We start from the raw sequence: 17,276 nt of genomic DNA, 5'->3' as shown, positions 1-17,276 counted from the left end.
AGGGAGCCGGGCCACGGCCCGTACGACGTCGACATCCCCACCAGCAGAGGAGTCCCGCCATGCGCATCGGAATCGGAATACCCAACCAGGTCCGCGACGTCAACGCCCAGGTGATTCCCGCCTGGGCCCGCCGGGCGGAGGAAGCGGGCTTCGCCACCCTGGGGACCACCGGCCGGATCGCCTACCCCGGCGTCATGGACACCGTCGCCCTGGCCGCGGCCGCCGGGGCCACCACCAGGATCGGGCTGCTCAGCCAGGTGCTGGTCGCGACCACCTGGCCGGGCACACTGCTGGCCAAGGAGGCGGCGTCGATCGACGCGGTCTCCGGCGGCCGGCTCACCCTCGGCATCGGGGTGGGCATCCGCGAGGACGACTTCGTCGTACCCGGGCACGGCCCCCGCGACCGGGGTGCCCGGATGGACCGCGACCTGGAGACCTACCGGTCGGTCTGGGCCGGCGAACCCGTGCCGGGGAGCCCGAACCCGGCGGTTCCGGCCGGCGGACGGCAGGTGCCCCTGCTGTTCGGCGGCACCACCCCGGCCGCCTACCGCCGGATGGTCCAGTGGTCCGACGGATACATCGCCGGATCGGTACCGGCCTCCCTCGCCGCCGGAGCCTTCGACGCCGCCCGCACCGCCTGGCAGGAGGCCGGGCGGCCCGGACAGCCCCGGCTGGTCGGCGTCAACTACTTCGCGCTGGGCGACCCCGACCGCGCCCGGGCCACCGTCGCCGATTACTACGGCGCCACCGCCACCGCCGGATTCCAGGACCTCGTCGTGAACAACGTGCACACCGGCGCGGCGGCCATCCGCGACGCCGTCCGGCAGTTCGAGGACCTGGGCGCCGACGAACTGATCCTGGGCCCCGGAACCGACGACCTCGACGACGTCAGCCGCCTGGCCGACATCGTCCTCTGACGCGGGGCGCACGCCTCACGGCGGGCCTGGTGGGCTCGTGGTCCGGAAGGCCGGTGCTCCGCGCGGACGATCCGCTCGGCGTCGAACACGAGGAGGGGGCGGGAACCCGGCCGACTCCGGTCACCCCGCAGGCACGCCACGCGCACGCGGACCTGGTGCCCCACGCGTGTCCGGTCCTGCGCTTCTTGTGAACGCCCGGCCCTCCGGACCTCGGGGCGACGGCTTCGCTCCGGGTCGGCCGGTTGTTGGTTCCGGGCGCTGTGGGGCCCGTTGTCGCGGTGGTCCGCGCCTGGGTCGCGGGGTGTGCCGATCGGGTGCGGCGGTTGTCGGTCCGTCAGGGCGCAGGAGGGTCCGGAGCGGACCGGCCGGCAGCCCTCGCACCGTCAGGGCGGTCCTGTCGGAGTTCGCCGTCAGGGCGGCCCGGGGTTGCTCGGGGGAGGCGCAGACGGAAGCATGCTCCGAGGTCCGAAGGGACCAGGACGAGGCTGCCACGGTGGCGGTGGGCGAGTTCGCGGGCGATGGGGAGGCCGAGGCCGGTGCCTCCGTGGTCCCGGGTCCGGGCTTCGTCCAGCCGGACGAAACGCTCGAAAATCCGCTCGGACTCCTCGGCGGGGATGCCCGGACCGTCGTCGTGGACGGACAGTTCGACGTGTTCGAGCTGGTTCCGGACGGTGATCCGGACGCGGCTCGCGGCGTGGCGGGCGGCGTTGTCGATGAGATTGCGCAGGAGCCGTTCGTGGTCCCCGGGGCTGCCGTGCACATAGGCGGGGGCTGTGATGCGTGCCGTGAGGGTCACCGGTCGGTCCAGGGGCACGCCCTGCTCGACAAGGCGGTGGGTCAAGGCGGCCAGGTCGATGGGGGCGCTGTCCTTCGAGGAGGCGTGGGCGTCCAGGCGGGCGAGGAGCAGGAGATCCTCGGCGAGGTTCTGAAGGCGTCGGGTCTGCCGCGCCGCGGTGCCGACCGCGGCGGGCCAGTCGGTGCGTCCGGGATAGGCGAGCGCTACTTCCAGGCTGGTCAGCAGGGTGGTGAGGGGGCTGCGGAGTTCGTGCGCGGCGTCCGCGACGAACCGTCTCTGCTGGTCTGCGGCCTCGTCGAGGCGTTGCAGGGTGGTGTTGATGGTGGTGGCCAGGGCGGTGATCTCGTGACCTGTGGCGGGCACGGTGACCCGCTCTCTCGGGTCGCCGGCGGTGACCGAGGCGGTGGCGGTGCGGATCGCTTCGACCGGCCGCAGGGCGATGCGTACGGTGAAGTAGGTGACGCCGGAGATCAGCAGCAGGCCGGCGAGTGCGGCGCGTAGCAGCAGGAGGTCGATGTTGGTGGTGATCGCCTCGGCGGTGTGGGGGAGTACCACCACGTAGACCCGCATGATGGCGTCCGGGGAAAGGCCCAGGGCGGCCCTCTGCCCCCGGGTCAGTTCACCGGCCCAGACGTCGGTGGTGAGAACGGGGTAGGTCCTGCCGCCCAGGTCGAAGCTGCGGACGACGTCGTTGCGTTCCGGGACGCGTAGTTCGTAGGCGTCATAGCTGTAGGCCGCATCGTCATCATGAATGGGCCGGGAGGCGGCGGGTGGTTCGGGAAGCACATGGCGGCTGCCGGGAGGAAAGGCGTCCATCCCTCCGCCCGACGCGACGGGGGTGCTGCGGCCGGTGGCGACCACCTCGTACGGCACGGCGCTCCTCGGACTGGGGGTCACTCCTTGCCGCAGTTGGTCGGCGAGCGCGAGGAGCGGGGCCAGGGCCTGGTCCTCGGCGATCCGGGCGCTTTGACGGTAGACGTCGTGGTGCAGCCACCAGCCGATGGCGAGCAGGACGGCTGCGGCGGTCGAGGCGACGGTCACAGCGGTGCGGGCGCGTACGGACCGGGGCCACCAGCGCCGTCGCGGATCAGCCGCGTTCACGGTCGTCGACCAGCCGGTAGCCGATGCCTCGCACGGTCTGCAGCGACTGCCGATGGAACGGGGCGTCCACCTTCTTGCGCAGAACGCTGACGCGCGCCTCCACCAGATTCGGGTCCAGGGCGTCATCGGGCCACGCGTGGTAGAGCAGATCCGCCTTGGAAACGGCCTGCCCCGCCCGCCGGGCCAGCAGTTCCAGTACGGCGAACTCCCGGGCGGTGAGGTCCACCCGGGCTCCGGCCCGACGGCAGACCCGGGCGGCGACATCCAGCGAGAGGTCCCCGACGGCGAGGACGGGTGGGGCGACGGCTGCGGCACGTCGGACCAGGGCCCGGAGCCGCGCCACGAGCACCAGGTAGGAGAAGGGCTTGGCCAGGTAGTCGTCGGCGCCCGTGTCCAATGCCTCGGTCTGGTCCCACTCCCCGTTCTTGGCGGTGAGCACCAGGATCGGAGTCGCGTTGCCTTCGCGGCGCAGCTGGGCGCAGACCTTGTAGCCGTTGAGGCCGGGCAGCATCAGGTCCAGGACGACAGCGGCGTAATCACCTGTCCTGGCCATCCACAGCCCCTGCCGCCCGTCGTGGGCGAGATCGACGCTGTACCCCTCGGCCGTCAGACCGGTGTGCAGGGTGCGGGCGAGATCCACCTCGTCTTCGACCACCAGGATGCGCATGTCCCGTAGCGTGGCACAGGGCCCGCGGCCGTTCCTGATCGGCCGGTCAGGTTGGGTCAGCGGCCGGTCATGTGGGCCGGGCACGCTGGCGATGTCCACGCCGCCTGAAAGGCCCTTCCGCCGATGTCGCTCGCTGTACGCGCGCCCGCCCTCGCCCCCGCCGCGCTCCCGGCACAGCCGCCCACTGCCCGGCTGCCCTCCGCCCCGACGAGGGCCCTGGCCGTCGTCGCCCCCGCCTCACTGTCCCTCGCCCTGGGTATGTGGGGCATCCGCAGACAGGGCACGATGTGGGGCGACGAGGCTGTCACCTACCGGCTCGCGCAACGCGAGTTGCACCAACTGTGGGAGACGGCGCAGCAGATCGACCTCGTCCACGCCCTGTACTACGCGGTGATGCACGTCGTCTTCGACGTCTTCGGTGCCGGGCTGCTCTCCCTGCGGCTGCCGTCCGTACTGGCCATGGCCGCCGCGGCGGGTGGAGTGGGCCTTCTCGGACTGCTTCTGGCGGGACCTCGTGCCGGAGTCACGGCGGGGCTCGTGTTCGCCCTCCTCCCCCAGGTGCAGAAGTACGCACAGGAGGGCCGGTCCTACGCCATGGTCTGCGCACTGATCGCCTGGGCGACCTGCGCCCTGGTGATCAGCATGGAACGGCGCGGCCGTCGGCGGTGGGCCGTGTACGGCTTCGCCATGCTCCTGGCCTGCCTGCTCCACGAGTTCGCGGTGCTGGCCCTTGCCGCACACGGTGTCACGCTGATCGTCTCGCACCCTTCCAGGGCCGTGCTGAGAGCGTGGACCGTCACCGCCGCCGGCGTGGTGGCAGGGCTGCTGCCGCTGGCGATCGTCAGCGCGGGCCAGTCGGAGCAGGTGTCGTGGATCGGCGGACCGGTGCGCCCCTACCCCTGGCTGGCCGCGTTGATGGTCGGGCTGGTGTGTACACGAGTACCCCTGCGGAGCCGGGGACCGTCCGGCTGACCGCACTCGCCGTACCGCTTCTCGTGCTTCCGGGCGCTCTGCTGCTGACCGTCTCCCTGGTCAGGCCGATCTTCGTGGACCGCTACGTCCTCTTCAGCGACATCGGGCTCGCCCTCCTGCTGGGCGCCTTCCTGGAGTACGTCCACAGGCTGCCGCGGTACTCCTGGACGGTGTACGTCGCGGTGCCCGCGGCTCTGATCGCCCTCGCACCGCTGAGCAGCTCGCTGAGAACGGCCCAGAGCCGGAGTAACGACGCCACGGCCATCGGTGCCGCCGTCCGCACGGAAGGCCGCCCCGGCGACGGGCTGCTCTACCTCTCCGGTCAGCAACGGACGCTGACCGCCGCCGACCCCGACGACACACGCCTTCTCGTCGATCTCGCCCTGGCGCGGGACCCCGTGACATCGAACACCCTCGCTGGTATCGAACGCCCTGCCCGTGAGATCGCCGCACGTATGAAGCGGTTCGACCGGATCGTCGTCGTGCGGGCGGCAGGCGTGCACGCGCCCGGGGACCCGCGAGAGGAGGCGAAAAGGGACACTCTGCGATGTCACTTCCGCGCGCACACGACGAGTGAGGTCAACGGCGCGAAGGTCACGCTGTACACCCGAATACACCCGAGACCTGGCACCCATGTTTCGTACCGGACATCAACATGGACAGCGCAGAAGCGCTGCGGTCGGTGAGCTTCGTCAGCGTTGCCGCTCCGCCCAGGCCGCCGACTCCGCGCCCCGCGCCGGGAACGGCTGCCGCTCTATCACGGACCGCTGCGGTTTTGAACCGCCGCCCGGGGGCATCCGGCCGCCATGGAAACCAACGACTCCACCCAAGACGCGACGGTGACCCAGGGGGACGAGCACCACGTCCTCCTCAGCGCGGACACCAACGGCGACGGCAAGCCCGACGTGTGGATGACGGACACCACCGGCGACGGCACGGCGGACCTCTACCAGTTCGACACCACCGGCGACGGCACGATCGACGTGACGGTGGTCGAAGGGGCGGAGGAGCCCGGCACCGACCGGCTCGTCATCGAAGGCGACGGCGGTCACCCCCAGGAGGTCTAGGCCCCGCCGGAACACCCGGAGAGACCGGAGGCTGCCGGGAAGACGCGCCCCCGGCAGCACCGTCACTTTCCCGCGCACCGCGCAGGTCCCAGGCATGGGCGGCGACCATCAGCAGAGGTCTCCTGGGCGACGCGGGGCGTGAGAGATGCCGTCAGCTGAACGTGCCGCGAAGTGGCCCTGATTCCCGGACCGCACGGCTTCCGCGATTCCCGCACCCCACGGCGTCCGGGGCAACCGCTAGGAGGCGGCGGGGCCCTCCTCCCGGCGCGAGACGGCCGACATCACCACCGCCAGCCCCGCGCACCCCGCCCCCACCAGCCACACCGCCACGTATCCGCCCTCGCCCGGCTCGCCCGTCGCGCCGGAGGTGAACGCGCCCAGCACCGAGGCGAATACCCCGCCCGCCACCGCGCCGCCCAGCGTCTTCACGTTGTTGTAGAGCGCGGCGGCGATCCCGGTGCGCGAGGGCTCCGTCGCCTCCACGATCACCGTCGGCATGGCCCCCAGCGCGAGCCCGATGCCCAGCCCCAGGAAGGCCGAGCCGACGGCCATCTCCACCACCGACGTGTGCAGCAGCGCGAACTGGAGGAAGCTGACGGCCACCAGGCCGAAGGCCGCCATCAGCGTCGGCCGGTAGCCGATCCGGCGGGCCAGGGCCGCCGTGCCCAGGGAGCCGATGACGCTGCCGGCCGAGGCCGGCAGCAGGGTCAGCGAGATCGCCAGGGCGCTGAGCCCGAACCCGTACCCCAGAACCTCCGGATCCGCAGCGTAGAAAGAGGAGTTGGGGGCCTGGCTGCCGAAGAAGAACACGCCGAACAGGAACGCCGCCGCGTAGAAGGGCGCCGTACGGAGGTTGGCGAGCGCCCGGACGTCCACCAGGGGCTCCGCGGCCCGCAGCTCCACCACCACCCACGCGCCCAGCAGCGCCGCCCCCAGCAGCAGCGGGCCGGACACCCGCGCCGTCAGCCATGAGCCGCCCTCGGCGCCGCCCACCCCGCCGAGCAGCGCGATCATCGCCGTGCTGAGCAGCGCCACCCCCGCCCAGTCGACCCGGCCGCCGGTGCGCCCCTCGGACTCCGGCACCGCGACGAACGAGATGGGCACACACACCACCGCGAGGACCGCCGGGACCAGCAGCGTCAGCCGCAGGTCCCCGAACGCGGAGTCCACCAGGCCCATCACCACGCCCCCGGCCATCGCCCCGAGCGTGAGCGCCCCGACCAGGCGCGCGATGGCCCGGCGCGCGTCGTCGACCGGGAGCCGGTCCCGCACCAGGGCGATCTCCAGCGGGAGCAGCGCGGCGATCGGCCCCTGCAGCACCCGCCCCAGGAGCAGGACTTCGTAGCTGGGTGCGAGGGCCACCACGATCGTGCCCACGGCGATCAGCGCCAGCGCGGTCCTGAGCATCCGCCGGTGCCCGTACAGGTCGCCGAGGCGGCCGAACAGCGGTACGCAGACGGCGGCGGCCAACAGCTGTACGGAGACGACCCAGTTGAGGTCGGCCGAACCGATCCCCAGCTGGTCGGCGAGGTCGGGCAGGAGCGGGGCCAGGCCGACCTGGAGGAAGCCGCTCATCACCTCGAAGAAGACGAGCAGGCCGACGACGGCGGTGACGGAGCGCGGCGGGGCGGTGGGCCGCGCGGCCGGTCCGGGGGCGGTGGCGGTCATGGGCGGACGGGCTCCTCGTCGGTCGTGGTGCTCGCGGGCGTCGTGGGTGTCGCGGCGGCGGCGTCCAGGCGGCGCTGGGCCAGGCCCGCGAGCAGGGCCGCCGCGTAGGGCAGCGCGCCGTCGTCGTACACCGCGCGGGGGGAGTGGTTCATCGGCGCGGTGGCCGGGTCGGTGCCGGGCGGGCAGGCGCCGACCCCGACGTACGCGCCGGGCACCTCGCGCAGCACGAAGGAGAAGTCCTCCGCCCCGGCCATCGGCTTCGGGGCCTCCAAAACCTGCCCCGCACCCATCAGTTCGCGGGCGGTCGTCAGGGCGAAGGCGGCCTCGGCCGGGTGGTTGACGGTCGGCGGGTACTGCTCGACGTAGTCGATCTCCGCCCGCACCCCGTGCGCCGCCGCGACGCCGTGCACGGTCCGCTCGAAGGCGGCCCGGACCGTGGCGTGGGCCGCGTCGGAGAACGTCCGCACGGTCGCCTCGAAGTGCGCGGTGCCGGGGATGACGTTGGCGGCGGTGCCCGCGTGGAGGCGGCCGACGGTGACGACGGCCGGGTCGAAGATGTCGATCTCGCGGGTGACGAGGGTCTGGAGCGCGGTGACCATCGCGCACATCGCGGGCACCGGGTCGCTGGCGGAGTGCGGGGAGGAGCCGTGCCCGCCCCGGCCGTGCACGGTGACCTCGACCGCGTCGGACGCGGCGAGCATCGGACCGGGCCGGGTGGCGGCGAAGCCGGTCGGCGCGCCGGTGGAGACGACGTGCAGCGCGTACGCGGCGACGACCCGGTCCCCGGCCGCGTCGAGGACCCCCTCGTCGATCATGATCTTCGCGCCGCCCTGGCCCTCCTCGCCGGGCTGGAACATGAACACCACGTCCCCGGCCAGCTCCGCGCGCCGGGCGGCCAGCAGCCGGGCCGCTCCGACGAGACCGGTGACGTGCAGATCGTGGCCGCAGGCGTGCATACGGCCGTCGAGGACGGAGGCGTACGGCAGGCCGGTCTCCTCCTGGACGGGCAGCGCGTCCATGTCACCGCGCAGCAGGACGGCGGGCCCGGGGAGTCCGCCGCGCAGCACGGCGGTGACGGAGCTGAGGGCGGTGCCGAGGGTGATCTCCAGGCCGAGGCCCTCCAGGGCGGTGAGGACCTTGGCCTGGGTACGGGGGAGGTCCAGGCCGAGTTCCGGTTCGCGGTGCAGGGCGTGGCGCAGGGCGGTGAGGTCGGGGGCGAGTGCGTGGGCTTCGGTCAGCAGGGACATGGGCGTATGGTGCGGAGCACCCTCCTCACCTCATGATCATTCGCAGGGAAGGTGCACGGATGGCACGCTCGGCGCAGGAATCCGCCACCGGTTCCGTGAGGCGGCCGGCGGTCGCGCCGCCCGGCCCCGGACCCCTTCCGGCCGGTGGGCCCGAGCCCGTCCTCGACGAGCAGGACCACCTCCTCATCACCGCGCTCCAGACCTCGCCCCGCGCCGAGTGGCAGCGCATCGGGAAGGCCCTCGGGGTCGACGCCTCGACCGCCGCGCGCCGCTGGCAGCGCCTCACCGAGGCCGGGCACGCGTGGCTGAGCTGCTACACGGTGGCCGTCGGCCCCGCCGTGCCGATCGTCGCGTTCATCGAGGTGGACTGTGCGGCGGGCGCCCTGCACGAGGTGGCGCTGGAGATCGCGGACGACCCGCACCTGATCACCATCGACCACGTCACCGGCTCCCGGGACCTGATCCTCACCGCCGCCTTTCCCGACCAGTCGGCCCTCGCCCGCTACGTGGGCTTCCGGCTGGACACCCTGCCCGGCGTGGCCGCGACCCGGTCCCAGATCGCGACCGCGCTGCACGCCGAAGGCAGCCGCTGGCGGCTGGACCGGCTGGACCCGGACGGGCGCGAGGCCCTGACCCGGGACCGTCCGCACCCGGCGCCGAGGCGCGGTCTGCCCTCGCCGGACGAGCTGGACACCCGGCTGTCCATGCTGCTCGCGGAGGACTGCCGCCAGCCGGCCGCCCGCCTCGCGGAACGTACGGGGGTCAGCGCGAGCACCGTACGGCGGCGGCTGGAGCGGATGCACCGCGAGGACGCCCTCGTCTACCGCTGCGAGGTCGCCCGCTACCTCTCCGGCTGGCCGGTCTCCGTCACGATGTGGGGCGTCGCCCCGCCCGGGGACGTCGCCCGGATCACCTCCCAGCTGATCGGCCTGCGCGAGATGCGGCTGTGCGCCTCGCTCTCCGGCCCGTACAACCTGCTGCTCACGGTCTGGCTGCGCTCGGCCGAGGACATCGCCTCCTTCGAGGCCCGCATCGGCTCCCGCTTCCCCGAACTCGCCATCGCCGACCGGGCGGTGACGCTGTGGCCGCTCAAGCTGGCGGGCCAGATCCTGGACCCGCAGGGCCGCCATCTGCGCGGTGTGCCGGTGCGGTTCTGGGAGGACCCGGTGGCCGAGCGGGCGGAGGGCGACCTGCTGGAGCGGCTGCGGGCGGGGCGCTGAGAGGGCCGTCGCCTTCCCCGCAGGTCAGCTCGCGGGGGGTGTGGGCGGCCCGTCGGTGAAGCAGGCCGCCAGCACCAGATCGGCGAGCAGCTCCGCCTCGGCCTCCTGATCCGTCCCGGCCGGGCGGCCGAAGCGACGGGCGAGCGGGAGCTGACCGTACAGGCCGCACGATCCGGTGACCAGGAAGTGGAAGACGTACCACGGCATCGGGCGCAGGGTGCCGTCGGCGGTCAGCCGGTCGAAGAGCGGCCGGACCGCCTCGTTCACCGGCTCGACCAGCCCGTACAGGAAATCCAGCCGGGGCGAGTCCGTCGCGGCTTCGAGGCTCACCAGCCGGGCGAAGTGCGCGGAGCCGGACGCCTGCCGGTGGAAGGCCCGGACGGCGGCGGCGAGACGTTCGGCGTCGCCGCGCCCGTCGTCGGCCAGCGCGCCGGCGACCTCGCCGCGCACCCGGTCCACCGCGTACACCACGACGGCCCGCCAGAACCGCTCCTTCGAGCCGTAGCGGTCGGCGATGAAGGTGTGCCCCATGCCCAGGGCCGCGTTCAGCGCACGGACCGACACCGCCTCGTACCCCTGTTCCGCGAACGCCTCCAGGGCCCGCCCCAGCACCCGGTCGAGGCCGGGCACCGTCGAGTCCGCGGTGGGCGGGCGCCCGGGGCCGCGCCTCCGGTGCGGTGGCTGCGCCATGGGACCTCCCGGAACGTGCCGAGTTGCGTCGGACGGAAATCAGGCATGTGCTGGATTAATCTACGGGAATCCGGAGCGTCGAGAGGGGTCGAGGGTGAGCGCCGCAGCGGCACGGCTGGGAGCCACGGACGAGGACTTCGCGCGGCTCGGCATCGAGCGCGCCACCGTCCGGCCCTGGGAGGACGGGGCGCGCACCGACGGCTCTCCTGGGACGTACGAGTGGTGGTACTTCGACGCGCACCTGGACGACGGCGCGAAACTGGTGGTGGTCTTCCTGACCAAGGAGTTCACCGACATCACCCAGCCGCTCACCCCGATGATCCGGCTGGAGCTGGAACTGCCCGACGGCACCGCGCACAACAAGATCGCCACCTTCCCGGCCGGGGACTTCACCGCCTCGTCCGAAGGCTGCGACGTACGCATCGGGGACCACTCCTTCAGCGGTGACCTGCACACCTACCGGATCGCCGCCGAACTGGACGGGGTCTCGGTCGAGGTGACCCTGACCGGCGAGGTCCCGCCGTGGCGCCCCGGCACCGGCCACTGGTGGTTCGGGCCCGGCACCGGGAAGGTCTTCGCCTGGCTCCCCTCCGTCCCGCAGGGCGCCGTGCGCGCCACCTACCGGGTCGGGGACGCCGGGCCGGTGACCACAGGCGGGACCGGCTACCACGACCACAACTGGGGCGACGCCCCGGTGAACGAGCTGATCAACCACTGGTACTGGGCCCGTGGCGCGGCCGGACCGTACACCGTGATCGCCTCCCACATCACCGCCGAGAGGCGCTACGGCGACACCGCGCTCCCGGTCTTCCTGCTCGCGAAGGACGGCCAGGTGCTGGCCGACGACGACAGCCGCGTCACCTTCGAGGCGCTCGGCGCCTACCGGGACGGGACGACCGGCAAGCCCGTCGCCGGTGTCACCCGCTACCACTACCGCGACGGGGCCGACACCTACTCGGTCACCTTCGTACGGGAGCGGGACCTGGCCGCCGCGAAACTCATCGACAACCTCACCGGCCCGAAGAAGCTGGCCGCCCGCCTGGCCCGGTTCGACGGGGCCTATCTGCGGTTCACCGGCGAGCTCCGCGTCGAGTACCGCACCGGCTCCACCCTCGTCGACACGCACGCGGCTCCCGCCATCTGGGAGCTGATGTATCCGGGCCCGACCCACGAAGACCCGTCCCGCGCGGACGGGCGCTGCCCCCCCACGAGAACAGCGGAAAGAGACCAGCGATGCCACGCAAGAACATCGACATCTCCCTCCCCGACCTGACCGGGAAGCGAGCCGTCCTCACCGGGGGCAGCGACGGCATGGGCCTCGGCATGGCGATCCGCCTGGCCGCAGCCGGTGCCGACGTCGTCCTCCCCGTCCGCAACCCGCGCAAGGGCGAGGCGGCCCTGGAGCGCGTCCGCCGCGAGGCGCCGGGATCACAGGTCTCCCTGCGCACCCTGGACCTCTCCTCCCTGGAGTCCGTGGCGGAGCTCGGCGCGGCCCTGGTGGCGGAGGGCGACCCGGTCCACCTGCTGATCAACAACGCCGGAGTGATGACCCCGCCCGAGCGGCAGACCACCGCCGACGGGTTCGAGCTCCAGTTCGGGACCAACCACCTCGGCCACTTCGCCCTGGTCGGCCACCTTCTGCCGCTGCTGCGGGCGGGCCGGGCGCGGGTGACCTCGCAGATCAGCGTCGCCGCCAACCAGAACGCCATCAACTGGCAGGACCTCAACTGGGAGAAGTCCTACGACGGCATGAAGGCCTACAGCCAGTCGAAGATCGCCTTCGGTCTCTTCGGACTCGAACTCGACCGCCGCAGCCGGTCGGAGGGCTGGGGCATCACCAGCAACCTGTCCCACCCGGGCGTCGCCCCGACGAGCCTGCTCGCCGCACGGCCGGAGATGGGCCGCGCCAAGGACACCACGGGCGTCCGGGTGATCCGCTTCCTGTCGGCCCGGGGCGTCCTCGTCGGGACGGTCGAGTCCGCCAAGCTGCCCGCCCTGTACGCCGCCACCTCGCCCGAGGCCCGCGGCGGCGCCCTCTACGGGCCGAGCGGCCCCGGCCACCTCGGGGGACCGCCCGCCGAACAGAAGATGTACTCCCGCCTGACCAGCACCGACGAGGCCGCCCGCGTCTGGCGGGTCTCGGAGGAGATGACCCGCGTCGCCTACGCGCCCGCCTGACGGAGACCGCCCACGCATCGCACCGCCGACGCGGCTAGTGGCGCGCCCTGTCGCCCTGTCGCCGATGCCGCTGCGCGTCGCGCCCGCCGCCGCCCGCCGCCGATCCCCATCGCCCGTCGGCGGGACGGCGGTTACCTCGTTCGTGGTCGCCCTTCCGGGCGTGCCGGGCACATATTCGGGGCATCAGCCAGGTGACCCGACCGGTGAAGCATCCGGTTCCGGGACCCGTCGGAACACCGGCGAGAGGCTCCGGGCCGGAAGATAGCGAGGAGACGTACCAGTGAGCGATGTGTGGGCGTTCGGACAGGACAGCGGCTACGCCGCGGGGCAGCCGCTGACGGGTTTCAGCGTGGAGGCCGCGGACGGTGCCATCGGACATGTGGAACGCCAGGAGGACACGCCCGGTATGCAGAACCTGGTGGTCGACACCGGGGTGTGGAAATTCGGCCGGAGCGTGCTGATCCCGGCCGGCGCGGTGACCGCCGTCGACGCCGGGTCGCAGACGGTGAAGGTCGCGTCGTCCCGCGACGAGATCAAGGCGGCCCCCCGGTTCGCGACCGACAGCGAGACGACCGACCCCGCCTATCTGACGGAGGTCGGCGCCTACTACCTCTCCCTGCGCCAGAGTCACTGAGCCCGAAGGGCCGGTCCTGACGGGCGGACGGAGGGAAACACGGAACGGAACGGTGCTGCCCCCTCCGGGACCGGAGGGGGCAGCACCATGTCACCGTGCGCTGGACGCGGGCGTCAGAGCCGCTCGATCCAGATGTTGCGGAACCTCGGGTTCTCGCCGGGGTCCCCGTGGTCCTGCAACTTGATGTGACCCGGTGCGGGACCCTCCGGCCGGCCCGCACCGGTCGGCCCGGCGATGGCCACGTCATCGTGGACCACCTTGCCGTTCCACCGCAGCGTCACCCGCGCGTCCTGCGTCTTCTTCCCGTCGCTGCCGAAGCGGGCGGCCCGGAACTCGATGTCGTACGTCTGCCAGGTCTTGGGCGCGGTCGCCGCGTTGACGTCCGGCGCCTTACGCAGGTAGATCGACCCGGCGTCGTCCTTGGCGGGCACCTTCACCCCGAAGGACTCCAGGATCTGGAGCTCGTACCGTTCCTGGATGTAGACGCCGCTGTTGCCCCGGGCCTGCCCGGTGACGTCGGCCGGATAGTCCGGCTGGTACCACTCGGCGTGCATCCGGAAGTCGCCGAACGTCTCCTTCGTCCGGATGTCCCCGCCGTACGACTCCATGGAGCCGTCCGCCACCGGCCATGCCGCCGGACCGCCGTTGTTCGACTCCCAGGCGTCCAGGTCCGTGCCGTCGAAGAGCGTGGTGCGCTTCGTCGGGGTGACGGTGAGGTTGTCGAGGTTCACATGGCCGTCGTCCTCGGGTTCGTAGGCGTACGTGATGGTGTTCGCGCCCTTGCGCAGCGGCACCGATTCGGTGTGGGTCGCCCACTTGTTCCAGGCGACGGTGGAGTTGAGCCAGATCTGCTTGTGGCGCTCGCCGTTGACGTACAGGGTCATCGACCGGGGCTTCGGCTCGGGGTCGGAGTTCTGCCCGTTGGCGTAGCGCAGGGCCAGGTCGTGCTTCCCCTTCTTGTCGGCGCGCACCGCGAAGGTGGTGCGGGAGCCCGGCTCCCAGTTGTTGTCGATGAAGCCGGTGCCGGAGTACCCGGAGTGGTTGTCGTTGAACTTGGTGCCGCCGGACAGGGACGCGGACTCCGCCTCGTACACCGGCGGCGCCTTCGAGCCGTCGGGCAGCGTGTTGAGGCTGTACCACGCTTCGGTGCTCCACAGTTCCTCGCCGTTCTCGGCCGCGAAGGGGCGCGGGGACTGCACGTGGACCACGTAGCCGGGGCGCAGGCCGTCCATCTTCAGCGTCACGGTCCTGCGGTCCGCGGAGAGCGTCGCCGAGGTGACGTCGAGGGTCTCCTCGTCGGCCTTCGGGCCGCCGTACCGCGGGGTCGCCACGTAACGCCACTGCTGGGCCTGGTACTTGGCGGCCAGGTCCTCGGCGGTCTCCTCGGAGAGCGGCTGGGTGTACTCGATCTCGAAGCCACCGTCGACGGCGCGCATGGCCCGCATGTCGAAGGCCTGGTCACCGGTGAGCGTGAGCTTCTGGAGGCCGAACTTGAGCTTGCCCTCCTGGCCCCAGTTGCCGGAGTCCCCGATGCCGCCGGCGTAGATCGCCCCGTCCGGGCCGAGGCTGATCCGGTTGACCCCGGCCTCCAGCCCCTGCGTCATGCGGAACACCGCGCCCTGGTACTCGCCGCCGACCTTCTCCAGGTACGCCCGCTGGAGTCCGCCGTAGGTCACGTCCCCGAACACCATCTGCCCGGCGAACGGCCCCTTCGGCAACAGCATGGGATTGCTGGGGGAGTTGGAGATCTCCCCGTGCGGCAGCCACAGCACGGGCTCGGTCACCGGCTGGTCGTCGTAGACGCCGTCCGGGTTGGTGTGGTGGTTGTAGAAGGCGCCCTGCTTGATCCGGACCAGCTTCGACGTGGGCACGTACGCGCCCTGGTTGTCGGTGGCGAAGATCTCGCCCTGGGGGCCCCAGCCGAGACCGTTCGGTGTGCGCAGCCCGCCGGCCACGTAGGACACCTTGCCGGTCTTCTTGTTGATCTTCAACGTGGAGCCGCGATTGGGCACGTTCTGCGGGTCCTGGGTCGCGCCGCCGGGGACCATGGCGATGCCCGTGCTGACGTAGAAGTTCCCCTTCTCGTACAGCAGCCCGAACGCGAACTCGTGGTAGTTGCCGCCGAACGGCCAGGTCGCGATCTTGCGGTACTCGTCGGCGACCTCGTCACCGTCCTTGTCGACCAGCGCGGTCAGGCCGTTCTTCTCGGAGACGTAGACCGTGCCGTCGACGTACTTGAGGCCCATCGGCTCCAGCAGGTCCTCGGCGATCAGCTTCTTGGTCACCTTGGACGGGTCGGTGTTCCCGGTGACGTTGTCGAGCAGGTACACCTGACCGAGCTTGCTCTCCCGGCTGCCGCCCCAGGTGCTGACGGCCAGCCGGCCGTCGGGCAGCCAGTCCATGCCGGTGACCTGCGGTTCGAAACCGGCGGGCCGCAGGTCGGTCAGCGTGTAGTCGGGGTGGACCCCGGCCAGCGGCAGGCCGTCGCCCGGCGACTCGTCGATGCCCTCGCACACCTTGCGGCCCGGGGAGGTGACCCGGGTGACGTCGGCGTCGGTGCTCAGCACCGAGGTGGGCACGGTGGAGAAGGCGCTCGCTCCCGGCGGCCGCCACTCCAGCAGGAGCCGCTGGTCGTACTCGCCGTCCCAGTGGTCGATCCGCAGCGCGTGGTGGCCCTCGGTCAACTCGACTGAGCCCTCCTTGGGCCGGGCGCCGTGCTTGCCGCCGTTGTCGATGATCTGCGTACCGTCGATGATCAGGCGTGAGCCGTCGTCGCTGGTGATGCGGAAGTCATGCTTCCCGGCCGACTCGATGTTGAGATACGCGGTGACCTCGGTGACGAACTTCCCGTCCATGCCGAAGTCCTCGGCGGTGGTCCAGTCGACCGTCGGCTTCAACTCGTCGACGTTGGGCGTCTGTCCGGGCTTGAGCGTGCAGAAGTCCTCCAGAACCATCTGGACGTCGAACACCCGCATGGTCACGCCCGGTTCTTGCGGCGGTATGTCGGGAGGCTGCGCGGCTGCCTGGCCCGGGACCAGAGTGGCGAGGAACAGAGCGGAGACGAGTACGGCCAAACGCCGCATGGGCCTTCCTCCTTGAGGGCCGAGGCAGCCGGATGTCCGGTGGCCGACGGGCTGCCGTTCACAGTGAAGGGCAGCCTCGACGGAAAAGGCAACAGGCGGGTAAGCGCTTTCTATTTTATCGTTGCAAAGATAGCCGGCAGTCGATCGTCAACTGCCGTTCATATCTTCGCTGTTTCAGGCGAGAAGGTGCTGGACAGGTGGACGGAAAGCGCTGTCATCGGGCGCGGAGTCTCGGTGGTGAACACCCCGGGCCGTACACCACCGTGCCCGGCGGGTGCCCGGTGGCCGAACCGGGGTAGGCGCCGGGTCCAGGACCGCGGTGGAGGGAGACACACATGTCCGGAGAAACCGGAGAGGCAAGGACCGGCAGCGGGCGCGCGGGGGCGGTGGGGAGGGTCCTCGCCGTGTTGGCGGGGTCGGCGGTGGCGGGCTTCCTGGCGGGAGCGTTCCTCGCCGGGGACGGGGCGGATGCCGGCCGGGGAGGCATTCTTTCGGGGCTGGTGGTTCTGCTGAGCGCGGTGGCGGTGGCTCTGTCCCTGTGGCGGACCCGTCGCCGGGCGGCGAAGTACGGCCTGGACACGTTCCGGTATCTGGCGATCGGCCGTCGGATCCGGCGTGGCGAGGTCCCGGAGGACCCGGCTGAACTCCCGGCCGCGATCGACCTCGTCACGCGGGCACGCCGTTCGTCGCATCGCCAGGACAGCCGTCCGGTGTGGTGGCTGATGGGGGGCGTCGCGCTGCTGTGGCTGGTGGGCGCGGTCATGCACGCTCTCGACGGGAACTACGGGCGCGTCGGCTACAACCTGGCCCTGGCGGGGCTGTTCCTCCTCGGCCCGTTCAGGGTGCGCCGGCAGCGGCGCCGTCTCGACGCCGCGGAGCAAGCCCTGCGCGAGCGGGGGCACCTCCCGGAAGCGTCCGACGGCTCCGAAGTGCCGCCCGGCGGCGCCCCGGTGGATGCCGCGCGCGCCTCTGGGGGCACACGGCGGTGAGCGGCGGCGCGCCGGTCGCCGGGCGGTCCGCCGCCCGGTCCGCTCCC

The 17,276-nt window shown here is 72.1% G+C and carries 15 protein-coding genes; 9 read left to right on the top strand and 6 right to left on the bottom strand.

Annotated elements, in window-relative coordinates; all coding sequences use genetic code 11:
* Positions 1-59: 59 nt before the first annotated feature.
* A complete protein-coding gene (locus tag D6270_RS09660; RefSeq protein WP_109165786.1) occupies positions 60-917 on the top strand; it encodes an LLM class flavin-dependent oxidoreductase in 858 nt (285 codons plus the stop codon).
* Positions 918-1,251: 334 nt separating this feature from the next.
* On the opposite strand, the gene D6270_RS09655 is transcribed toward D6270_RS09660, so the two are convergent.
* Together D6270_RS09655 and D6270_RS09650 are read right to left on the bottom strand one after the other, a co-directional pair.
* Positions 1,252-2,814, bottom strand: a complete 1,563-nt coding sequence (locus D6270_RS09655; protein ID WP_109165787.1) for a sensor histidine kinase — start codon at positions 2,812-2,814, stop codon at positions 1,252-1,254.
* Positions 2,801-3,481: a response regulator transcription factor gene (locus D6270_RS09650; protein WP_109165788.1), complete on the bottom strand. Its 681-nt coding sequence runs from the start codon at positions 3,479-3,481 to the stop codon at positions 2,801-2,803. The genes D6270_RS09655 and D6270_RS09650 overlap by 14 nt, the downstream gene beginning before the upstream one ends.
* A gap of 123 nt (positions 3,482-3,604) precedes the next feature.
* On the opposite strand from D6270_RS09650, the gene D6270_RS32905 reads away from it, so the two are divergent.
* The 3 genes from D6270_RS32905 to D6270_RS09640 all read left to right on the top strand — a co-directional run bounded on the left by D6270_RS32905 (position 3,605) and on the right by D6270_RS09640 (position 5,520).
* On the top strand, positions 3,605-4,453 hold the full coding sequence (locus D6270_RS32905; RefSeq protein ID WP_225976810.1) for a glycosyltransferase family 39 protein: 849 nt from the start codon (positions 3,605-3,607) through the stop codon (positions 4,451-4,453).
* Complete coding sequence (locus D6270_RS32900; RefSeq protein ID WP_225976809.1) at positions 4,411-5,139, top strand: hypothetical protein; 729 nt, start codon at positions 4,411-4,413, stop codon at positions 5,137-5,139. The genes D6270_RS32905 and D6270_RS32900 overlap by 43 nt, the downstream gene beginning before the upstream one ends.
* 120 nt (positions 5,140-5,259) lie before the next feature.
* The gene (locus tag D6270_RS09640; RefSeq protein WP_109165789.1) at positions 5,260-5,520 is read left to right on the top strand and encodes a hypothetical protein; all 261 of its coding nucleotides are present in this window, start codon (positions 5,260-5,262) and stop codon (positions 5,518-5,520) included.
* A 237-nt stretch (positions 5,521-5,757) separates the two neighbouring features.
* Here the strand turns inward: D6270_RS09640 and D6270_RS09635 are convergent, their stop codons facing one another.
* The gene (locus tag D6270_RS09635) at positions 5,758-7,188 is read right to left on the bottom strand and encodes an MFS transporter (RefSeq protein WP_109165790.1); all 1,431 of its coding nucleotides are present in this window, start codon (positions 7,186-7,188) and stop codon (positions 5,758-5,760) included.
* Positions 7,185-8,435 carry a M20 metallopeptidase family protein gene (locus D6270_RS09630; RefSeq protein ID WP_109165791.1) on the bottom strand — a complete coding sequence of 417 codons (1,251 nt, stop codon included), beginning with the start codon at positions 8,433-8,435 and terminating at the stop codon, positions 7,185-7,187. Before D6270_RS09630 ends, D6270_RS09635 begins: the two co-directional genes overlap by 4 nt.
* A 59-nt stretch (positions 8,436-8,494) precedes the next feature.
* Between D6270_RS09630 and D6270_RS09625 the strand changes: the two genes are divergently transcribed.
* Positions 8,495-9,655: an Lrp/AsnC family transcriptional regulator gene (locus tag D6270_RS09625; RefSeq protein WP_225976808.1), complete on the top strand. Its 1,161-nt coding sequence runs from the start codon at positions 8,495-8,497 to the stop codon at positions 9,653-9,655.
* Between the two features lie 24 nt (positions 9,656-9,679).
* Here D6270_RS09625 and D6270_RS09620 read toward each other — a convergent pair whose 3' ends face one another.
* A complete protein-coding gene (locus tag D6270_RS09620) occupies positions 9,680-10,345 on the bottom strand; it encodes a TetR/AcrR family transcriptional regulator (RefSeq protein ID WP_109165793.1) in 666 nt (221 codons plus the stop codon).
* Positions 10,346-10,439: 94 nt separating this feature from the next.
* On the opposite strand from D6270_RS09620, the gene D6270_RS09615 reads away from it, so the two are divergent.
* The 3 genes from D6270_RS09615 to D6270_RS09605 all read left to right on the top strand — a co-directional run bounded on the left by D6270_RS09615 (position 10,440) and on the right by D6270_RS09605 (position 13,157).
* Entirely contained in the window at positions 10,440-11,618 is a 1,179-nt protein-coding gene (locus D6270_RS09615) for a lipocalin-like domain-containing protein (RefSeq protein WP_225976807.1), read from the top strand.
* Positions 11,579-12,523 (top strand): SDR family oxidoreductase, encoded by a 945-nt coding sequence (locus D6270_RS09610; protein WP_109165794.1) that lies wholly within the window; start codon positions 11,579-11,581, stop codon positions 12,521-12,523. The genes D6270_RS09615 and D6270_RS09610 overlap by 40 nt, the downstream gene beginning before the upstream one ends.
* Positions 12,524-12,803: 280 nt before the next feature.
* Positions 12,804-13,157, top strand: coding sequence for a hypothetical protein (locus D6270_RS09605; RefSeq protein ID WP_109165795.1), 354 nt, complete (start codon positions 12,804-12,806; stop codon positions 13,155-13,157).
* Positions 13,158-13,270: 113 nt separating this feature from the next.
* Here the strand turns inward: D6270_RS09605 and D6270_RS09600 are convergent, their stop codons facing one another.
* Positions 13,271-16,240 (bottom strand): 3-keto-alpha-glucoside-1,2-lyase-like domain-containing protein, encoded by a 2,970-nt coding sequence (locus D6270_RS09600; protein ID WP_109165796.1) that lies wholly within the window; start codon positions 16,238-16,240, stop codon positions 13,271-13,273.
* Positions 16,241-16,575: 335 nt separating this feature from the next.
* On the opposite strand from D6270_RS09600, the gene D6270_RS09595 reads away from it, so the two are divergent.
* The gene (locus tag D6270_RS09595) at positions 16,576-17,229 is read left to right on the top strand and encodes a hypothetical protein (protein WP_204117136.1); all 654 of its coding nucleotides are present in this window, start codon (positions 16,576-16,578) and stop codon (positions 17,227-17,229) included.
* Positions 17,230-17,276: the final 47 nt, after the last annotated feature.

The sequence above is a fragment of the Streptomyces griseus subsp. griseus genome (assembly GCF_003610995.1).
In the GTDB taxonomy this organism is placed as follows: domain Bacteria; phylum Actinomycetota; class Actinomycetes; order Streptomycetales; family Streptomycetaceae; genus Streptomyces.
Note: the sequence above shows the minus strand (reverse complement) of the source record. Positions and strands in the feature narration are given on the sequence as shown.